General features: G+C 70.0%; 10 protein-coding genes and 1 other RNA gene. 9 read left to right on the top strand and 2 right to left on the bottom strand.

All coding sequences use genetic code 11. The features are described 5' to 3' along the window. The coding region (locus DQ384_RS42165) for a hypothetical protein (RefSeq protein ID WP_220182927.1) at positions 1-203 on the top strand (203 nt) is incomplete at its 5' end. 367 nt (positions 204-570) lie between these two features. Continuing rightward, positions 571-5505, top strand: a complete 4935-nt coding sequence (locus tag DQ384_RS13990; protein ID WP_114029183.1) for an NAD-glutamate dehydrogenase — start codon at positions 571-573, stop codon at positions 5503-5505. A gap of 51 nt (positions 5506-5556) precedes the next feature. On the opposite strand, the gene DQ384_RS13985 is transcribed toward DQ384_RS13990, so the two are convergent. Further along, positions 5557-6627 (bottom strand): DUF8094 domain-containing protein, encoded by a 1071-nt coding sequence (locus tag DQ384_RS13985; protein WP_147268770.1) that lies wholly within the window; start codon positions 6625-6627, stop codon positions 5557-5559. Positions 6628-6703: 76 nt separating this feature from the next. Between DQ384_RS13985 and prfB the strand changes: the two genes are divergently transcribed. Then, complete coding sequence (gene prfB / locus DQ384_RS13980) at positions 6704-7822, top strand: peptide chain release factor 2 (protein WP_114029181.1); 1119 nt, start codon at positions 6704-6706, stop codon at positions 7820-7822. A 182-nt stretch (positions 7823-8004) separates the two neighbouring features. Here prfB and DQ384_RS13975 read toward each other — a convergent pair whose 3' ends face one another. Further along, a complete protein-coding gene (locus DQ384_RS13975; protein WP_114029180.1) occupies positions 8005-8196 on the bottom strand; it encodes a hypothetical protein in 192 nt (63 codons plus the stop codon). 236 nt (positions 8197-8432) lie between these two features. Between DQ384_RS13975 and ftsE the strand changes: the two genes are divergently transcribed. From ftsE to DQ384_RS13945, 6 genes are all read left to right on the top strand, one after another. After that, the gene (ftsE, locus tag DQ384_RS13970; protein WP_114029179.1) at positions 8433-9122 is read left to right on the top strand and encodes a cell division ATP-binding protein FtsE; all 690 of its coding nucleotides are present in this window, start codon (positions 8433-8435) and stop codon (positions 9120-9122) included. Positions 9123-9156: 34 nt separating this feature from the next. Then, positions 9157-10065 carry a permease-like cell division protein FtsX gene (ftsX, locus tag DQ384_RS13965; protein WP_114029178.1) on the top strand — a complete coding sequence of 303 codons (909 nt, stop codon included), beginning with the start codon at positions 9157-9159 and terminating at the stop codon, positions 10063-10065. A gap of 23 nt (positions 10066-10088) precedes the next feature. Then, positions 10089-10556, top strand: coding sequence for an SsrA-binding protein SmpB (gene smpB, locus DQ384_RS13960; protein WP_114029177.1), 468 nt, complete (start codon positions 10089-10091; stop codon positions 10554-10556). A gap of 22 nt (positions 10557-10578) precedes the next feature. After that, complete coding sequence (locus tag DQ384_RS13955) at positions 10579-12474, top strand: penicillin-binding transpeptidase domain-containing protein (RefSeq protein WP_114029236.1); 1896 nt, start codon at positions 10579-10581, stop codon at positions 12472-12474. Positions 12475-12839: 365 nt separating this feature from the next. Then, positions 12840-13218: a transfer-messenger RNA gene (ssrA, locus tag DQ384_RS13950) on the top strand. A 215-nt stretch (positions 13219-13433) separates the two neighbouring features. Continuing rightward, positions 13434-14117, top strand: coding sequence for an alpha/beta fold hydrolase (locus DQ384_RS13945; protein WP_114029176.1), 684 nt, complete (start codon positions 13434-13436; stop codon positions 14115-14117). Positions 14118-14148 lie beyond the last annotated feature (31 nt).

The following is a 14148-nucleotide window of genomic DNA, read 5'->3' as shown; positions in this document are numbered from 1 at the left end:
CATGCGAGCCTCTGGTGATGGTTGATCTTGGTCGACAACCCTTCTACCAGAGGCTTCTTTACTTCTCGATCAAGACAACGGATCTGTCGCCACCCTGTGACCTGCAGCATCACGGTGAAATGGGCTCAGTGAGACGTCCCCAAATCCGCGTCGGTTTATCACAGATCGGTCAAGCTGTACGGGTGGATCGCGAGAGGCTCTGAGGGGCGGGGAATACGCCTGTTTCGGGCTGGTTGACGTTTTATGTGTGATGGGCTGGTATCGGGTACGGCGGGGTGAGGGCCCCGATCAACGGAGATCGGGAAACCGGCTCGCCAGGGGGAGGTATCAGGTGTCCGTGAGCACGTCCGGGGGTGCCGTCATCGGCATGCCCGCCGGCATCCACGGCGGCGCCGGAGCCGCACGGCGTGACCCGCCGGGGCGGATTTCGGACGCCGTTTTTGCCCTACCCTCCTCTCAACCCCCGGCATGGCCGCACGTGATCGTCGCGATCCCCCCTCATCTGGAAGCACGGTCCCAGCCATGACCACATGGACCACCATGAACCCCTCACAAAGGAGTGAGAGCGACATGCCCCTCGACGAGGCGACAGATCAGCTTCTGAGATCCGCCGCGGAACAGTGCGCAGGCTCGCACCGCGGCGACGGTCTCGACGGTGACGACATCCTGGCCTTTCTCCGGCTCTACTATCGGCATGTCGCGCCCGAGGAGCTGACCGGCCGCGACGCCGTGGAGCTGTGCGCGCCCGCGATGGCCCACCGCAGGCTGGCGGCCCACCGCCCCCAGGGCCGCGCGCTCGTCCGCGCGTACACGCCGACCGTGGAGGAGCACGGCTTCGACCTCGGGCGCTCCCTCGTCGAGATCGTCACCGACGACATGTCGTTCCTCGTCGACTCGGCCACGATGGAGCTGGACCGCCACGACGTGGGCGTCCACCTGATCGTCCACCCGCAGATGCGCGTCCGCCGCGACATGACCGGCCAGATGCTCGAACAGGACGACGACGTCCACACCGGGCAGATCCTGGACGAGTCCTGGACGCACCTCGAGATCGACCGGCAGGCCGACCCGGCGGTGCTGGAGGAGATCGAGAAGGACCTGCAGCGCGTCCTGGCCGACGTCCGGTACGCCGTCGAGGACTTCCCCAAGATGCACGCGCTCGCCGAGAGGATCGCGGGCGAGCTCGCGACCGACCCGCCGCCGCTGCCCGTGACCGGGGCGTCCGGCGGGGTCGAGGAGACCGTGGAACTGCTGCGCTGGCTGGCCGACGGGCACTTCACCTTCCTCGGCTACCGCGAGTACCGGCTGGAGACCGCCCCCGACGGCGACCGCCTGCGCGCGCTGCCCGGCACCGGCCTCGGCATCCTGCGCGCCGACAAGGCGGGCTCGGCCAGCTTCGCCGCGATGCCGCCGGAGATCCGCGCCAAGGCCCGCGAGAAACAGCTGTTCATCGTCACCAAGGCCAACAGCCGTGCCACCGTGCACCGCCCGGCCTACCTGGACTACATCGGCGTCAAGCTCTTCTCGCCCGACGGCGAGGTCATCGGCGAGCGCCGCTTCCTCGGCCTGTTCACGCACGTCGCCTACAGCGAGTCGATCTCGCGCATCCCCGTGCTGCGCCGCAAGCTGGAGGAGGTGCTGGACCAGGCCGGCTTCACCCCCGACAGCTACGACGGCAAGGACGTCATCGAGGTCCTGGAGACCTACCCCCGCTCGGAGCTGTTCCAGATCCCGGCCGACGAGCTGATGACGATCGCGCTCGGCGTGCTGCGCCTGCGCGAGCGCAAGCAGGTGAAGCTGTTCCTGCGCCGCGACGACTACGGCCGGTACATCTCCTGCCTGATCTACCTGCCCCGCGACCGGTACACCACCGACGTGCGCGTCCGCATGCAGGACATCCTGATGCAGGCCCTCGGCGGCAGGTCGCTCGACTACAGCACCATGATCGACGAGTCCCCCCTGGCCCGGCTGCACATCGTGATCCGCGGGGAGCGCGGCAAGCGGCTCGCCGGCGCCGAGGTGGACCTGCCCGAGCTGGAGGCGCGCATCGCCGCCACCACGCGCTCCTGGGAGGACGACCTCGTCGCCGCGATCGGCGAGCCCCCGTCCGTGGACGCCACGGCCCCCGGGGAGCTCGGCAAGCCCGACGACCGGCCCGAGTGGTCGGAGCGGAACGTCGCCACGCTCACCCGCCGCTACCTGCGGGCCTTCCCCGAGGGCTACAAGGCCGACTTCTCGCCACGCACCGCCGTCGCCGACGTGCGCCGCATCGAGGACCTGGCCGCCACTCCCGACGGCATCGGCATGGACCTGTACGAGCCGCGCGACCGCAGCCAGTGCCAGCTCCGCTTCAAGGTGTACCGGATCGGCGGCGCCGTCTCCCTGTCACAGGTGCTGCCCCTGCTGTCGCGCATGGGCGTCGAGGTCGTGGACGAGCGGCCGTACGAGATCTCGCGCGCGGGGGAGCCCACGGCCTGGATCTACGACTTCGGCCTGCGCTGCCCGGTGTCCGACGCGATCGGCCTGGAGGAGTTCAAGCGGCTGTTCCAGGACGCCTTCGCGGTGCTGTGGCGCGGCGAGATCGAGAGCGACGGCTTCAACGGGCTCGTGCTCGCCGCCGGGCTCACCTGGGAGCAGGCGCTGATCCTGCGGTTGTACGCCAAGTACCTGCGCCAGGCCGGCACGACCTTCAGCCAGCGGTACATCGAGAAGGTGATGCTCGGCAACGTCCGGCTGGCGCGGCTGCTGGTCAGCCTGTTCGAGGCGAGGCTGGACCCGCGCCGCACCGAGGAAACGCGGGTGGACCTGGGCGAGGCCCTGCACGAGGAGATCCTGGCCGCGCTGGACGAGGTCGCCTCGCTCGACGAGGACCGCATCCTGCGCGCCTACCTGGAGCTGATCCTCGCCACGCTGCGCACCAACGCCTTCCAGCACGTGGACGGACGCCGCAAGCCGTACCTGTCGGTCAAGTTCGACTCCTCGGCGATCAGCGTGCTGCCGCTGCCCCGGCCCAAGTACGAGATCTTCGTCTACTCTCCCCGGGTCGAGGGCGTGCACCTGCGCTTCGGCAAGGTCGCGCGCGGCGGGCTGCGCTGGTCGGACCGCATGGAGGACTTCCGCACCGAGGTCCTCGGCCTGGTCAAGGCGCAGATGGTCAAGAACACCGTCATCGTGCCCACGGGGTCCAAGGGCGGCTTCGTCGTGAAGCGGCCGCCCGCGGGCGGGGGACGCGACGAGCTGATGGCCGAGGGCGTGGCCTGCTACCGCCAGTTCATCTCCGGCCTGCTGGACATCACCGACAACCTGGTCGACAACGAGGTCGTCGCCCCGCCGGACGTCGTCCGCCACGACGGCGACGACACCTACCTGGTGGTCGCCGCCGACAAGGGCACCGCGACGTTCTCCGACATCGCCAACGGCGTCGCCAAGGAGTACGGCTTCTGGCTCGGCGACGCGTTCGCCTCCGGCGGCTCGGTCGGCTACGACCACAAGGCCATGGGCATCACCGCGCGCGGCGCCTGGGAGTCGGTCGCCTACCACTTCCGGTCGATGGGCGTCGACGTCCAGACCACGGACTTCACCGTCGCCGGCGTGGGCGACATGTCCGGCGACGTCTTCGGCAACGGCATGCTGCTGTCCCGCCACATCAAGCTGGTCGCCGCCTTCGACCATCGGCACATCTTCGTCGACCCCTCGCCGGATCCCGAGCGCGGCTTCGAGGAACGTTCCCGCCTGTTCGCGCTGCCGCGCAGCTCGTGGGCCGACTACGACCCCACCCTTATCTCGTCCGGCGGCGGGGTCTGGCCGCGCACGGCCAAGTCCGTCCCCATCTCCCCGCAGACGCGCGCCGCGCTCGGCATCCCCGAGGGCGTGGCGGCGCTCACCCCGAACGACCTGATCAACGCGATCCTGAAGGCCCCCGTCGACCTGCTGTGGAACGGCGGCATCGGCACCTACGTCAAGGCGTCCTCCGAGAGCCACGCCGACGTCGGCGACAAGGCCAACGACTCGCTGCGGGTCAACGCCTCCGAGCTGCGGTGCAAGGTCGTCGGCGAGGGCGGCAACCTGGGCCTCACCCAGCTCGCCCGCATCGAGTTCGCGCTGAACGGCGGGTACGTCAACACCGACTTCATCGACAACTCCGCGGGCGTCGACACCTCCGACCACGAGGTCAACATCAAGATCCTGCTGGACCGGGTGGTGCGGGACGGCCAGCTGGGCGAGCGCCGGCGCGACCAGCTCTTCCTCGACATGACCGACGAGGTCGCCGGGCTCGTCCTGCGCGACAACAAGGCCCAGAACGTGGTTCTCGCCGCCGCCCGTGCGCAGGCGCCGCAGATGCTGCACATCCACGCCCGCTACCTGCGCAAGCTCGAACGCGACGGCGTGATCAACCGCGAGCTGGAGGCCCTGCCCTCCGACAAGATGCTCGCCGAGCGCCGCCAGGCCGGGATCGGGCTCACCGCCCCGGAGTTCTCCGTCCTGCTCGCCTACACCAAGCTGACGGTGGACCACCAGCTCCTGGCCTCGGACCTGCCCGACGACCCCTTCCTGGAGCCGTGGCTGGTGTCCTACTTCCCCACGGCGCTGCGCGAGCGGTTCCGCGCGGCCATGGACGCCCACCCGCTGCGCCGCGAGATCATCGCCACCGGCGTGGTGAACGACCTGGTCAACGCCAGCGGCACCACGTTCATCTTCCGCTTCGGCGAGGAGACCGGCGCCTCGGTCCCGGACATCGCCCGGGCCTACCTGGTGTCCCGGGAGGTCTTCGAACTGCCGACCTTCTGGCGCGCCGTCGAGGCCCTGGACAACAAGGTCGACACCGCCACCCAGCTCGCCATGCTGCTGGAGGGCCGCAAGCTCGCCGAACGCGGCGCGCGCTGGCTGCTCGGCAACCGCAGGCCGCCGCTCGACCTCGCCTCGACCGCCCGGTTCTTCGCCGAGGGCGCCGACGGGCTGCTGCCGCACCTGCCCAAGCTGCTGGCCGGCCCCGACGTCGCCGCGTTCGAGGAGCGCCGCGACGGCTTCGTCAACCGGGGCGTCCCCGCCGACCTGGCCGAGCGGGCGGCGGTGATGGTTCCGGCGTACTCGACCTTCGACCTGGTGGAGATCGCCTCGCGCACCGCCCGGCCGGTGGGCGAGGTCGCCGAGGTCTACTTCGACCTGGCCGACCGGCTCCAGCTCGCCCGGCTCAGGGAGCGCGTCATCTCCCTGCCGCGCGACAACCGGTGGAACTCCATGGCCCGCGCTGCGCTGCGCGACGACCTGTACGCCGCGCACGCGACGCTGACCCGCGACGTGCTGACCCACAGCCTGCCCGGCCTGTCGCCGGAGGAGCGGCTGGCGGGGTGGTCGCAGGCCAACTCGGCGGCGGTGGCGCGGGCGCGCCAGACGCTGTCGGAGATCTGGGAGAGCGACCACTTCGACCTGGCCACGCTGTCGGTGGCGCTGCGGGCGATCCGCACGCTGGTCGCCACCAGCAACCTGCCGCACGCGGAGGGCTGACCGTCCGCCGTACGCCCGGCTCGTCGCGTGCGACGGGCCGGGCGGGGACGCTCATTCCTCGATCGGCATGTCGCTGGTGACGCTGGTCGGGGTGCCGTCGAAGCCCATCACCTTCGCCGGGGTGGTCGCGCCCTTGCGCGAGACCTGGGTGACGTACTGCTGGGTCTCCTCGACGCGCAGCTTGCGCCGCACCACGGGCCTGTCGCCCGTGGCCCAGCGGACGTTCCTCGGCACCGGCACCAGGCCCAGGGCGTTGTCGGTCTTGACCTGCCGCAGCGTGGTGCGCGTCAGCGAGTACATGATCACGCCGCCGCCGTCCGTCGTCCGCAGGGCGAAGATCGGGAAGGTGGTGGCGGCGAAGATCGAGTCGTAGAGGAGCCCGCGCCCCTTGGCCTCGGGCTGCTCCTTGCCCACCTCGGTGAAGTAGCCGGTCGTCTGCGGGCCCGCCGCGATCAGGCCGGCGGCGAACCCGCCGGGGCCCTCCTCGGCGATCGTGGCGTGCAGCGGCGCCATGAGGTGGGGGCTGATCGCGATCGAGTCGTCACGGGTGGGGAGCGCGGTGGCGTACCCCTCGCGGTCGAGCAGGACGGCGGGCGGCTTCGTGCCGGGGTACAGCAGCGACGCGAAGCCGAGCTGCCACAGGGAGGTCGGGTACTCCTTCATGAAGACCAGCAGCGCCGTCCGGTCGCGGCCCTGCGCGTCGCGCCGGTCGGCGACCGCGGCGAACCAGTAGGGGTAGCGGTCACGGCCCAGCCGGGGGACGAGCACCCGCGGGGCGCCCCAGGTGTAGCGGGCGGGCTTCATGCGCGTGGACTTGAACGCCGTCACGGTGAACAGGCGCTGCGCGTCGCGGGTCAGGTCGACGGCGTAGGACTCCGCGCCCCAGGCCCTCGCGGCGTCCTCCGCCCCGAGCACCTTGCGGGCGATCACGGCGGCGTCCTCGGGCGTCACCGCCGGCGCGTCGCCGGTCGGGGACGGAGAGGCGGAGGGGACGGGGGTGGCGGTCGCGGGCGCGGAGGCCGGGACGGCGTCCGGGGACCGGCGCGGCGGCCCGCCCCCTGTGGAGCAGGCGGCCAGGGCGAAGAGCAGCAAGACGAGGGCGACACGCATGGTCCTTGTCACGCTCGCCTCCCGATGAGTCCCGCGCCCATGCTAGCCACGCGCGAGGTGCCTCCGGTGTCGCGTACCCTTGGCAGATGTGGCAGCCATCGATCCCGCAGAAGAGATCAACGAGCTTACCGGCACGCTGAAGGGCATTCAGGATGTGCTGGATCTCGACGCAATGCGCAGGCAGATCGCCGAGCTCGAGCAGCAGGCCGCCGCGCCCGACCTGTGGAACGACCCCGAGGCCGCCCAGAAGGTCACCAGCAGGCTCTCCCATCTCCAGGGCGAGCTCAACCGCGTCGAGAACCTGATCCGGCGCCTCGACGACGTCTCGGTGCTCTTCGAGCTCGCCGAGGCCGAGGACGACGCCGACACCCGCGAGGAGGCCCTGCGCGAGCTCGCCTCCCTGCGCGGTGACGTCAACGCGCTGGAGGTCCGCACGCTGCTGTCGGGCCCCTACGACGCCCGCGAGGCGCTCGTCACGATCAACTCCCAGGCCGGGGGCGTCGACGCCGCCGACTGGGCGCAGATGCTCCTGCGCATGTACCTGCGCTGGGCCGAGCGCAAGAACTACCCCACCGAGGTCTACGACACCAGCTACGCCGAAGAGGCGGGCATCAAGTCGGCCACGTTCACGGTCAAGGCGCCGTACGCCTACGGCACGCTGCGCGGCGAGCACGGCACCCACCGGCTGGTGCGCATCAGCCCGTTCGACAACCAGGGCCGCCGCCAGACCTCGTTCGCGGGCGTCGACATCGTCCCGGTCGTCGAGCAGACCGACCACATCGACATCAACGAGGACGATCTGCGCATCGACGTCTACCGTTCCTCCGGGCCGGGCGGCCAGGGCGTCAACACCACCGACTCGGCGGTGCGCATCACCCACCTGCCCACCGGCATCGTGGTCTCCTGCCAGAACGAGCGCTCCCAGCTGCAGAACCGCGCCTCGGCGATGACGGTCCTGCAGGCCAAGCTCCTGGAGCGCAAGCGGCAGGAAGAGGCCGACAAGATGTCGGAGCTACGGGGCGAGTCCACCACCTCGTGGGGCACCCAGATCCGCAACTACGTCCTGCACCCCTACCAGATCGTGAAGGACCTGCGGACGTCCATCGAGGCGGGCAACCCGAGCGCCGTCCTCGACGGCGACCTGGACGACTTCATCGAGGGTGAGATCCGCTGGATGCGCCGCCAGGAGGCCGGCGCCGGCCAGTGACGGCCCGATGGCTTCGGTCCCGCCGCGGTCCGGCTCGGTGACGGCGGCCGGGGGCGAAGGCGGGCGCGCCAGGAGGACGGCGGGCGTGGCGGGCTGACCACCGTGCGGTCCCTCGCCGGCCGGAGCGGCTCACGGCCGCCCGGCCGCGTGGGCGACGCCGAGCGGCGCCGCCGGAACGCCGCTCAGGCGCCGTACAGGTGCTTGAGCGTCAGCGTGAACACCAGCAGCACGACCAGCACGATCGCGACGAGCATGGGCGACAGGCCGCCCAGCCCATGGTGGTGCAGCCTGTCCCTGCTGGCCCGGCACGCGGGGCAGCGTCCTTCGACCACAGGGCCGGCGCACTGTGCGCAGACCAGATGTTCGCAGCTCACGGGATATCTCCCTCTCCACGGTGATCGCTTTACCATGCTGTTAGCGAGTGTGGAATCGTTTTGTTTCCGTTATGGACGTTCCATGCCAGTGTTACCCCTAGACTGAGCCTCGGCCAACCGGAACGTCGATCGATGGTAAAGACCGGCGCCCCCCGACCGGCGAGCAATGCGATGTGGCTCACGCGGCCACTCCCGCTACCGTCCTAACCCCTAGACTGGCATGCCGTGATGCGCCTGTGATCCATTTCGATAATGTCACCAAGGTCTACGTTAACCAGAACCGGCCCGCCCTCGACCACGTCAGCGTGGACGTCGACAAGGGGGAGTTCGTGTTCCTGGTCGGTCCTTCGGGGTCGGGGAAGTCGACCTTTCTCCGGCTGGTCCTGAAGGAGGAGCGCCCGAACTCGGGCGCCATCCATGTCGCCGGCAAGGATCTGGCGCGCCTGTCCAACTTCAAGGTGCCGCACCTGCGGCGCCGCATCGGCTGCGTGTTCCAGGACTTCCGGCTCCTGCCCAACAAGAACGTGTACGAGAACGTGGCCTTCGCGCTGGAGGTCATCGGCAAGCCCCGGCGGTTCATCCGCAAGGTGGTGCCCGAGGTCGTGGAGCTGGTCGGCCTCGAAGGCAAGGCCCACCGCATGCCCGACGAGCTGTCCGGAGGTGAGCAGCAACGGGTCGCCATGGCACGCGCGTTCGTGAACCGGCCGATGATCCTGCTGGCGGACGAGCCCACCGGTAACATCGACCCCGCCACCAGCATCGGGATCATGAAGGTGCTCGACCGGATCAACCGGACCGGCACCACCGTCGTCATGGCCACCCATGACGCCGCCATCGTCGACTCCATGCGCAAGCGCGTGGTCGAACTAGAGGACGGCAAGATCGTCCGGGACCAGTCGCGCGGCGTGTACGGCCAGGCGTACTGATCACCCAGCGAGAACAACAGGGGACACCCACAGCATGCGGGCAAACTTCATCTTCTCTGAGGTCTGGATCGGCCTTCGCCGTAACCTCACGATGACGATCGCGGTCATCGTGACCGTGGCCATCGGAATGGCGCTGCTCGGCATTGGGCTGATGATCAACGCACAGGTCGGGAACATGAGCAACTACTGGACCGACAAGGTCCAGCTCTCGGCGTTCCTGTGCAAGAAGAACGACCCCTTCGAGGCCTGCAAGGGCCGCGGCGCGGTCAGCGCCCAGGAGAAGCAGGCGCTGCAGGCGAAGATCCAGAGCTTGCCGCAGGTCGAGAGGGTGGACTTCGAGGGTCAGCAGAGGGCCTACGAGAACTTCAAGGCCGCCTACAGCAGCAACAGCGTGTTCCTCTCGGCCGTCAAGGTCGAGGACATGCCGGAGTCGTTCCGCGTCAAGCTCAAGGACCCGAACGACTACAAGGCCGTCTTCGACGTGCTCAGCGGCTCGCCCGGGGTGTCCAACGTCGTCAACGACCAGCAGCTCCTGGACAAGTTCTTCGGTCTCATGGGCAAGCTGCGCACGGCCGCGCTGATCGTGGCGCTCATCCAGGTGTTCGCGGCCATCCTGCTGATCGGCAACACCGTCCGGTTGTCCGCCTACAACCGCAGACGCGAGACCGGCATCATGCGCCTGGTCGGCGCCTCCAACCTCTACATCCAGTTGCCGTTCGTCATGGAGGGCACCATCGCCGGCCTCGTGGGCGGCGTGATCTCGGCGGTCATGCTGATGTTCGCCAAGATCGTGCTGTTCGACGGCATGAAGCAGTACTTCGTGCTGTCCACCCAGCTCGGCTGGAGCGAGGTCGCCCAGGTCATCACCTTGACCACCGTGGTGGGCGTTCTGATCTGTGTCCTGGCCTCCTTCGTCACGCTCCGGCGATACCTGAGGGTGTGACGACCCCCGGTAGGCTCGCAGGTATGCCACGTGAGACCGGGCGTAAGCTCATCGCCCAGAACAAGCGTGCCCGGCACGATTTCCACATCGAGGACACCTACGAGGCCGGGCTCGTCCTCATGGGCACGGAGGTGAAATCCCTCCGTGCCGGCCGCGCGAGCCTGGCGGACGGGTTCGCCCAGGTGAAGGACGACGAGGTGTGGCTGATGAACGTCCACATCCCCGAGTACCACATGGGCACGTGGACGAACCACGCCGCGCGCCGCCCGCGCAAGCTGCTGCTCCACCGCAAGGAGATCGGCAAGCTCGTCGCGAAGACGAAGGAGTCCGGCCTGACCCTGGTCCCCCTGTCGCTGTACTTCAAGGACGGCAGGGCCAAGGTCGAGATCGGGCTGGCCCGAGGCAAGAAGACGTGGGACAAGCGGCACGACCTCGCCGAGAAGCAGGCCGATCGCGAGATGGCACGCGCCCTGCGTCACCGCAACCGATGAGGACCACGTGCTGGCCGTGCGCATGAGAAGAGCGTTGTCGGCGGGGCTCGCCCTCGCCGTGGTCGCCCCACTGGCGTCCGGCTGCTTCGCCGAGCCGTCGCCGCACGACGCCGTCAGCGAGTTCCTCGTCGGCTGGCAGTCCGGTCACTTCGACGAGGCCGCCGAGCGCGCCGACGGCGACCCCAAGGTCGTGAGGAAGGCCCTGGAGGACACCGGGCTCCAGCTCGACGCCGCGTCGATCCGCTTCTCGCTGAAGGGGCTGACGACCAACGGCGACACCGCCGACGCCAAGTTCCACGTCCAGGTGGACCTCGGCGACAACAACCCGCTGTGGCAGTACGACAACCACCTGCCGCTGCACCTGGTGGACGGCAGGTGGAAGGTCCGCTGGTCGCCGAGCGTCATCCACCCGGAGCTGCGCGAGGGACAGCGCTTCGCCGTGGAGGTCTCCACCGAGGGCCGCCAGCCCATCGAGGACCGCAACGGCGACCCCCTCCAGAAGGAGGCCACGCTCTACGTCGCCGGCGTCTACCCGGCCCGGGTCAAGGACCCGGTGGGGGTGTGCGAGCGGCTGTTCCACCTCACCGGCTTCGCCCAGGACCGGCTGCTCAGCCGTATCCGCTCCGCCCCGCCGCAGGACTTCGTGCCGCTCGTCACCTTCGGCGGGCGCAAGTACGCCCAGCTGCGCGACCGCCTGGACGAGATCCCCGACCTGACGGTCGACAAGAAGTCGCAGCCGGTCGCGCCCGCCGAGCCGGCCGACATCATCGGCAAGGTCGGCGCCATCACCCCCGAGACCGAGCAGCAGCTCGGCGGCCCGCAGCGGGCGGGCGACACCGTCGGGCAGGGCGGCCTGCAGAAGGCCTACCAGGACCAGCTCACCGGCTCCACCGGCACCAAGGTCATCACCTACGACCTGAAGACGAGCGAGCCGGTCGCCGAGCTCGCCAAGTGGCCGGGCAGGTCCAACACGACCTCGGTGAAGACCACCATCGACAAGGGCGTGCAGCGGGCCGCCGACCTCGCCGTCAGCGGCACCGCGCCCGCCACGCTCGTCGCGGTCAAGGCGTCCACCGGGGAGGTCCTGGCCGTCGGCGCCCACGAGATGAACCAGGAACTCGACGCGCTGGCCGGCAAGTACCCCGCGGGCACCACCTTCTCGATCGTCGCCGCCGAGGCGCTGCTCAGGGCCGGGGTCGACCCCGCGCAGAAGGTGCCGTGCCCCGCCGACCGCACCGTCGGAGGCGCGCGCTTCCAGCAGACCTCCGTCCCCGCCGGGACGTCACCGTCCATCAGGGCCGGGTTCGCCCAGGGATGCGTCACCGCGCTGGCCTCGCTGGCCCGCCGGGTGGACGCCGAGGAGCTGAGCCAGGCGGCCGCGCAGTTCGGCGTCGGCGTGGGCTGGAGCCTGCCGCTGCGGTCCTTCAGCGGAACGGTCCCGCGGGCCACGACGGACGCCGCGAAGGCGAAGATCATCGCGGGTCAGACGGTGCGGGTCAGCCCGCTGACCATGGCCCTGGTCGCGGGCGCGCTGGCGTCCGGCACCTGGCGGCCCCCCACGCTCGTCACCGCGCCCGCCGCGCCGGACAGTTCCTCGGAGGTCGCCCCCGCGCCGCCGCCCAGGCCCATCCCGGTCGACCCCACGGTGCTGGACGGCCTGCGCGGGCTGATGCGCGCGGGTGTCACCGCCGGCAACGCCGCCATGGCCGCCGCCCCCGGCGGCGACGTCTACGGCGTGGCCGCGGCCCTGACGTACACGGTCAAGAAGCGCCCCGCGGACCTGGCCTGGTTCGTCGGGTGGCAGGGCGACATCGCGGTGGCCGTCCTCACCCAGACGCCCAACGCGACCGCCGCGGCCCAGATAGCCGGGCAGTTCTTCCGCGCCACCTCCACGACCAGCACCACCCCCGCGGGCTGAGGCACGGCGGCCGGAGAAGAATTTCCCGGGGGCGAGCAACCATCGGGCCCTCGTCCTGCGTCTTTCTGGGTGACTGGGCACCGCTTGGGGGTTGCGGGCTCAGTCGCCGTGATGAGACCAGGGCTTCATCTCGGGGGAAGCCCTGCCGTCCGGACCGGCTCGACCCTGCCGGTCGGCCCCCGGGGGTGTGCGCCTCGTGCCACGCCTCCGGGGGTTTCGGCGTTTCCGGCCAGGACACCGGCCACGCCCGGCCGCCGGCCTTCGGGACAGGTTCGACCGCGCGCCGGGAATCAAGTTGGCACGGAGGGTGTTGGCTAGAGTATCTTCGGTGTGCTCGGTCTCGCGAGGGATCGGGCGCCACTCCAGGGGGTGACTGGTTTCGACTTCGGCATGTCACGCCAGGGGAAGCGGGTCGAGGACTGCGGACATAACCTCGTTAACACTGTGACCGCAAAGAAATAAGTGCCAATAACACGCGCACTCAGGGCCACATGGCCCTCGCCGCCTGAGCGAGGACCTGGCCCTTGTCAGCCCGGGACTGCCTCCGGCCCGGGATCTGGCATCGCTAGGAGGCTCAACCGATCGACCCGGTCACGGGGCCGATAGGGAAACCTAACAGTGACTGAGCCCGTCGGCGACTTGCCTGCGTGATCGCCGGGGCTGAGAAAATCACAGCAGGCTGCACCCGGAGAAGCCCTGTCGTGGTGTTGAAGGACGCGGGTTCGATTCCCGCCACCTCCACCACCCACTCGGAGCCCCGCCCACACCGTGGACGGGGCTCTCGCGTTTTCGGAGGGCGTCTACGGGCGGTCTTCCCGGGGGCGGTCCACCGTCGGCCCGAGTTCCGTCGCGGCCCGCGGGGTCCCTTTTCGTCGCGATGCCGCAGGGTGGATCCTTCGTGTTCGTCTCGTCGCGAACGTCTCTTTCGGCGTGACCTGATCCGCGGCTACGTTGACGACATGGACGATCTTCAGGCCGCGCGGGTGAACGGTATTCGGCTGGCGTACAGGGTCGCGGGGGACCCGGGCGCGCCACCCGTCGTGCTCCTCCCGGGGCGGGGGGCGGATCACACGACCTGGGACGAGGTCATCGAGCCGCTCGCCGCGTCCTGGCGGGTGTACGCCCCGGACCTGCGGGGGCACGGCCAGAGCGAGTGGCCCGGCGACTATTCGCTGGAGTCGATGCGGGACGACGTCGTGGGACTGCTGGACCATCTCGGCGTGGAGCGGGCGATCGTGATCGGGCACTCGCTGGGCGGGGTGGTCGCGTACCTGATCGCGGAGGAGTACCCGGACCGGGTCGCGCGGATGGTGCTGGAGGACGTGCCGCTGCCGGTCCCCGCCGGGCAGTCCGTCCCGGAGCGGCCGGCGGACCCCTTCCCCTTCGACTGGGCGATGGTCGAGCAGACCACCGATCAGCGCAACGATCCCGGCCCCGCGTGGCTGAAGAGGCTCGGCGAGATCACCGCGCCGACCCTCGTCCTGGCCGGCGGCGCGGCCAGCCACCTGCCCCAGCACGAGGTCGCCGACCTGGCCGCGCGCATCCCCGGCGCCGAACTCGTCACCATCGAGGCCGGCCACGAGATCCACAAGCACCGCCTGGAGGAATTCCTCTCCGCCGTGACCGCGTTCCTCACCCGCTGACCGCCGGGTGCTCCCGAGGCGGTTCGGTTCG

The sequence above is a fragment of the Sphaerisporangium album genome (assembly GCF_003323745.1).
In the GTDB taxonomy this organism is placed as follows: domain Bacteria; phylum Actinomycetota; class Actinomycetes; order Streptosporangiales; family Streptosporangiaceae; genus Sphaerisporangium; species Sphaerisporangium album.
Note: the sequence above shows the minus strand (reverse complement) of the source record. Positions and strands in the feature narration are given on the sequence as shown.

Coding starts and splice junctions, on each gene's coding strand:
- DQ384_RS13955 (WP_114029236.1), top strand. CDS start 10,579: ATGAGAAGAGCGTTGTCGGCGGGGCTCGCCCTCGCCGTGGTCGCCCCA.
- smpB (WP_114029177.1), top strand. CDS start 10,089: ATGCCACGTGAGACCGGGCGTAAGCTCATCGCCCAGAACAAGCGTGCC.
- DQ384_RS13990 (WP_114029183.1), top strand. CDS start 571: ATGCCCCTCGACGAGGCGACAGATCAGCTTCTGAGATCCGCCGCGGAA.
- ftsX (WP_114029178.1), top strand. CDS start 9,157: ATGCGGGCAAACTTCATCTTCTCTGAGGTCTGGATCGGCCTTCGCCGT.
- DQ384_RS13945 (WP_114029176.1), top strand. CDS start 13,434: ATGGACGATCTTCAGGCCGCGCGGGTGAACGGTATTCGGCTGGCGTAC.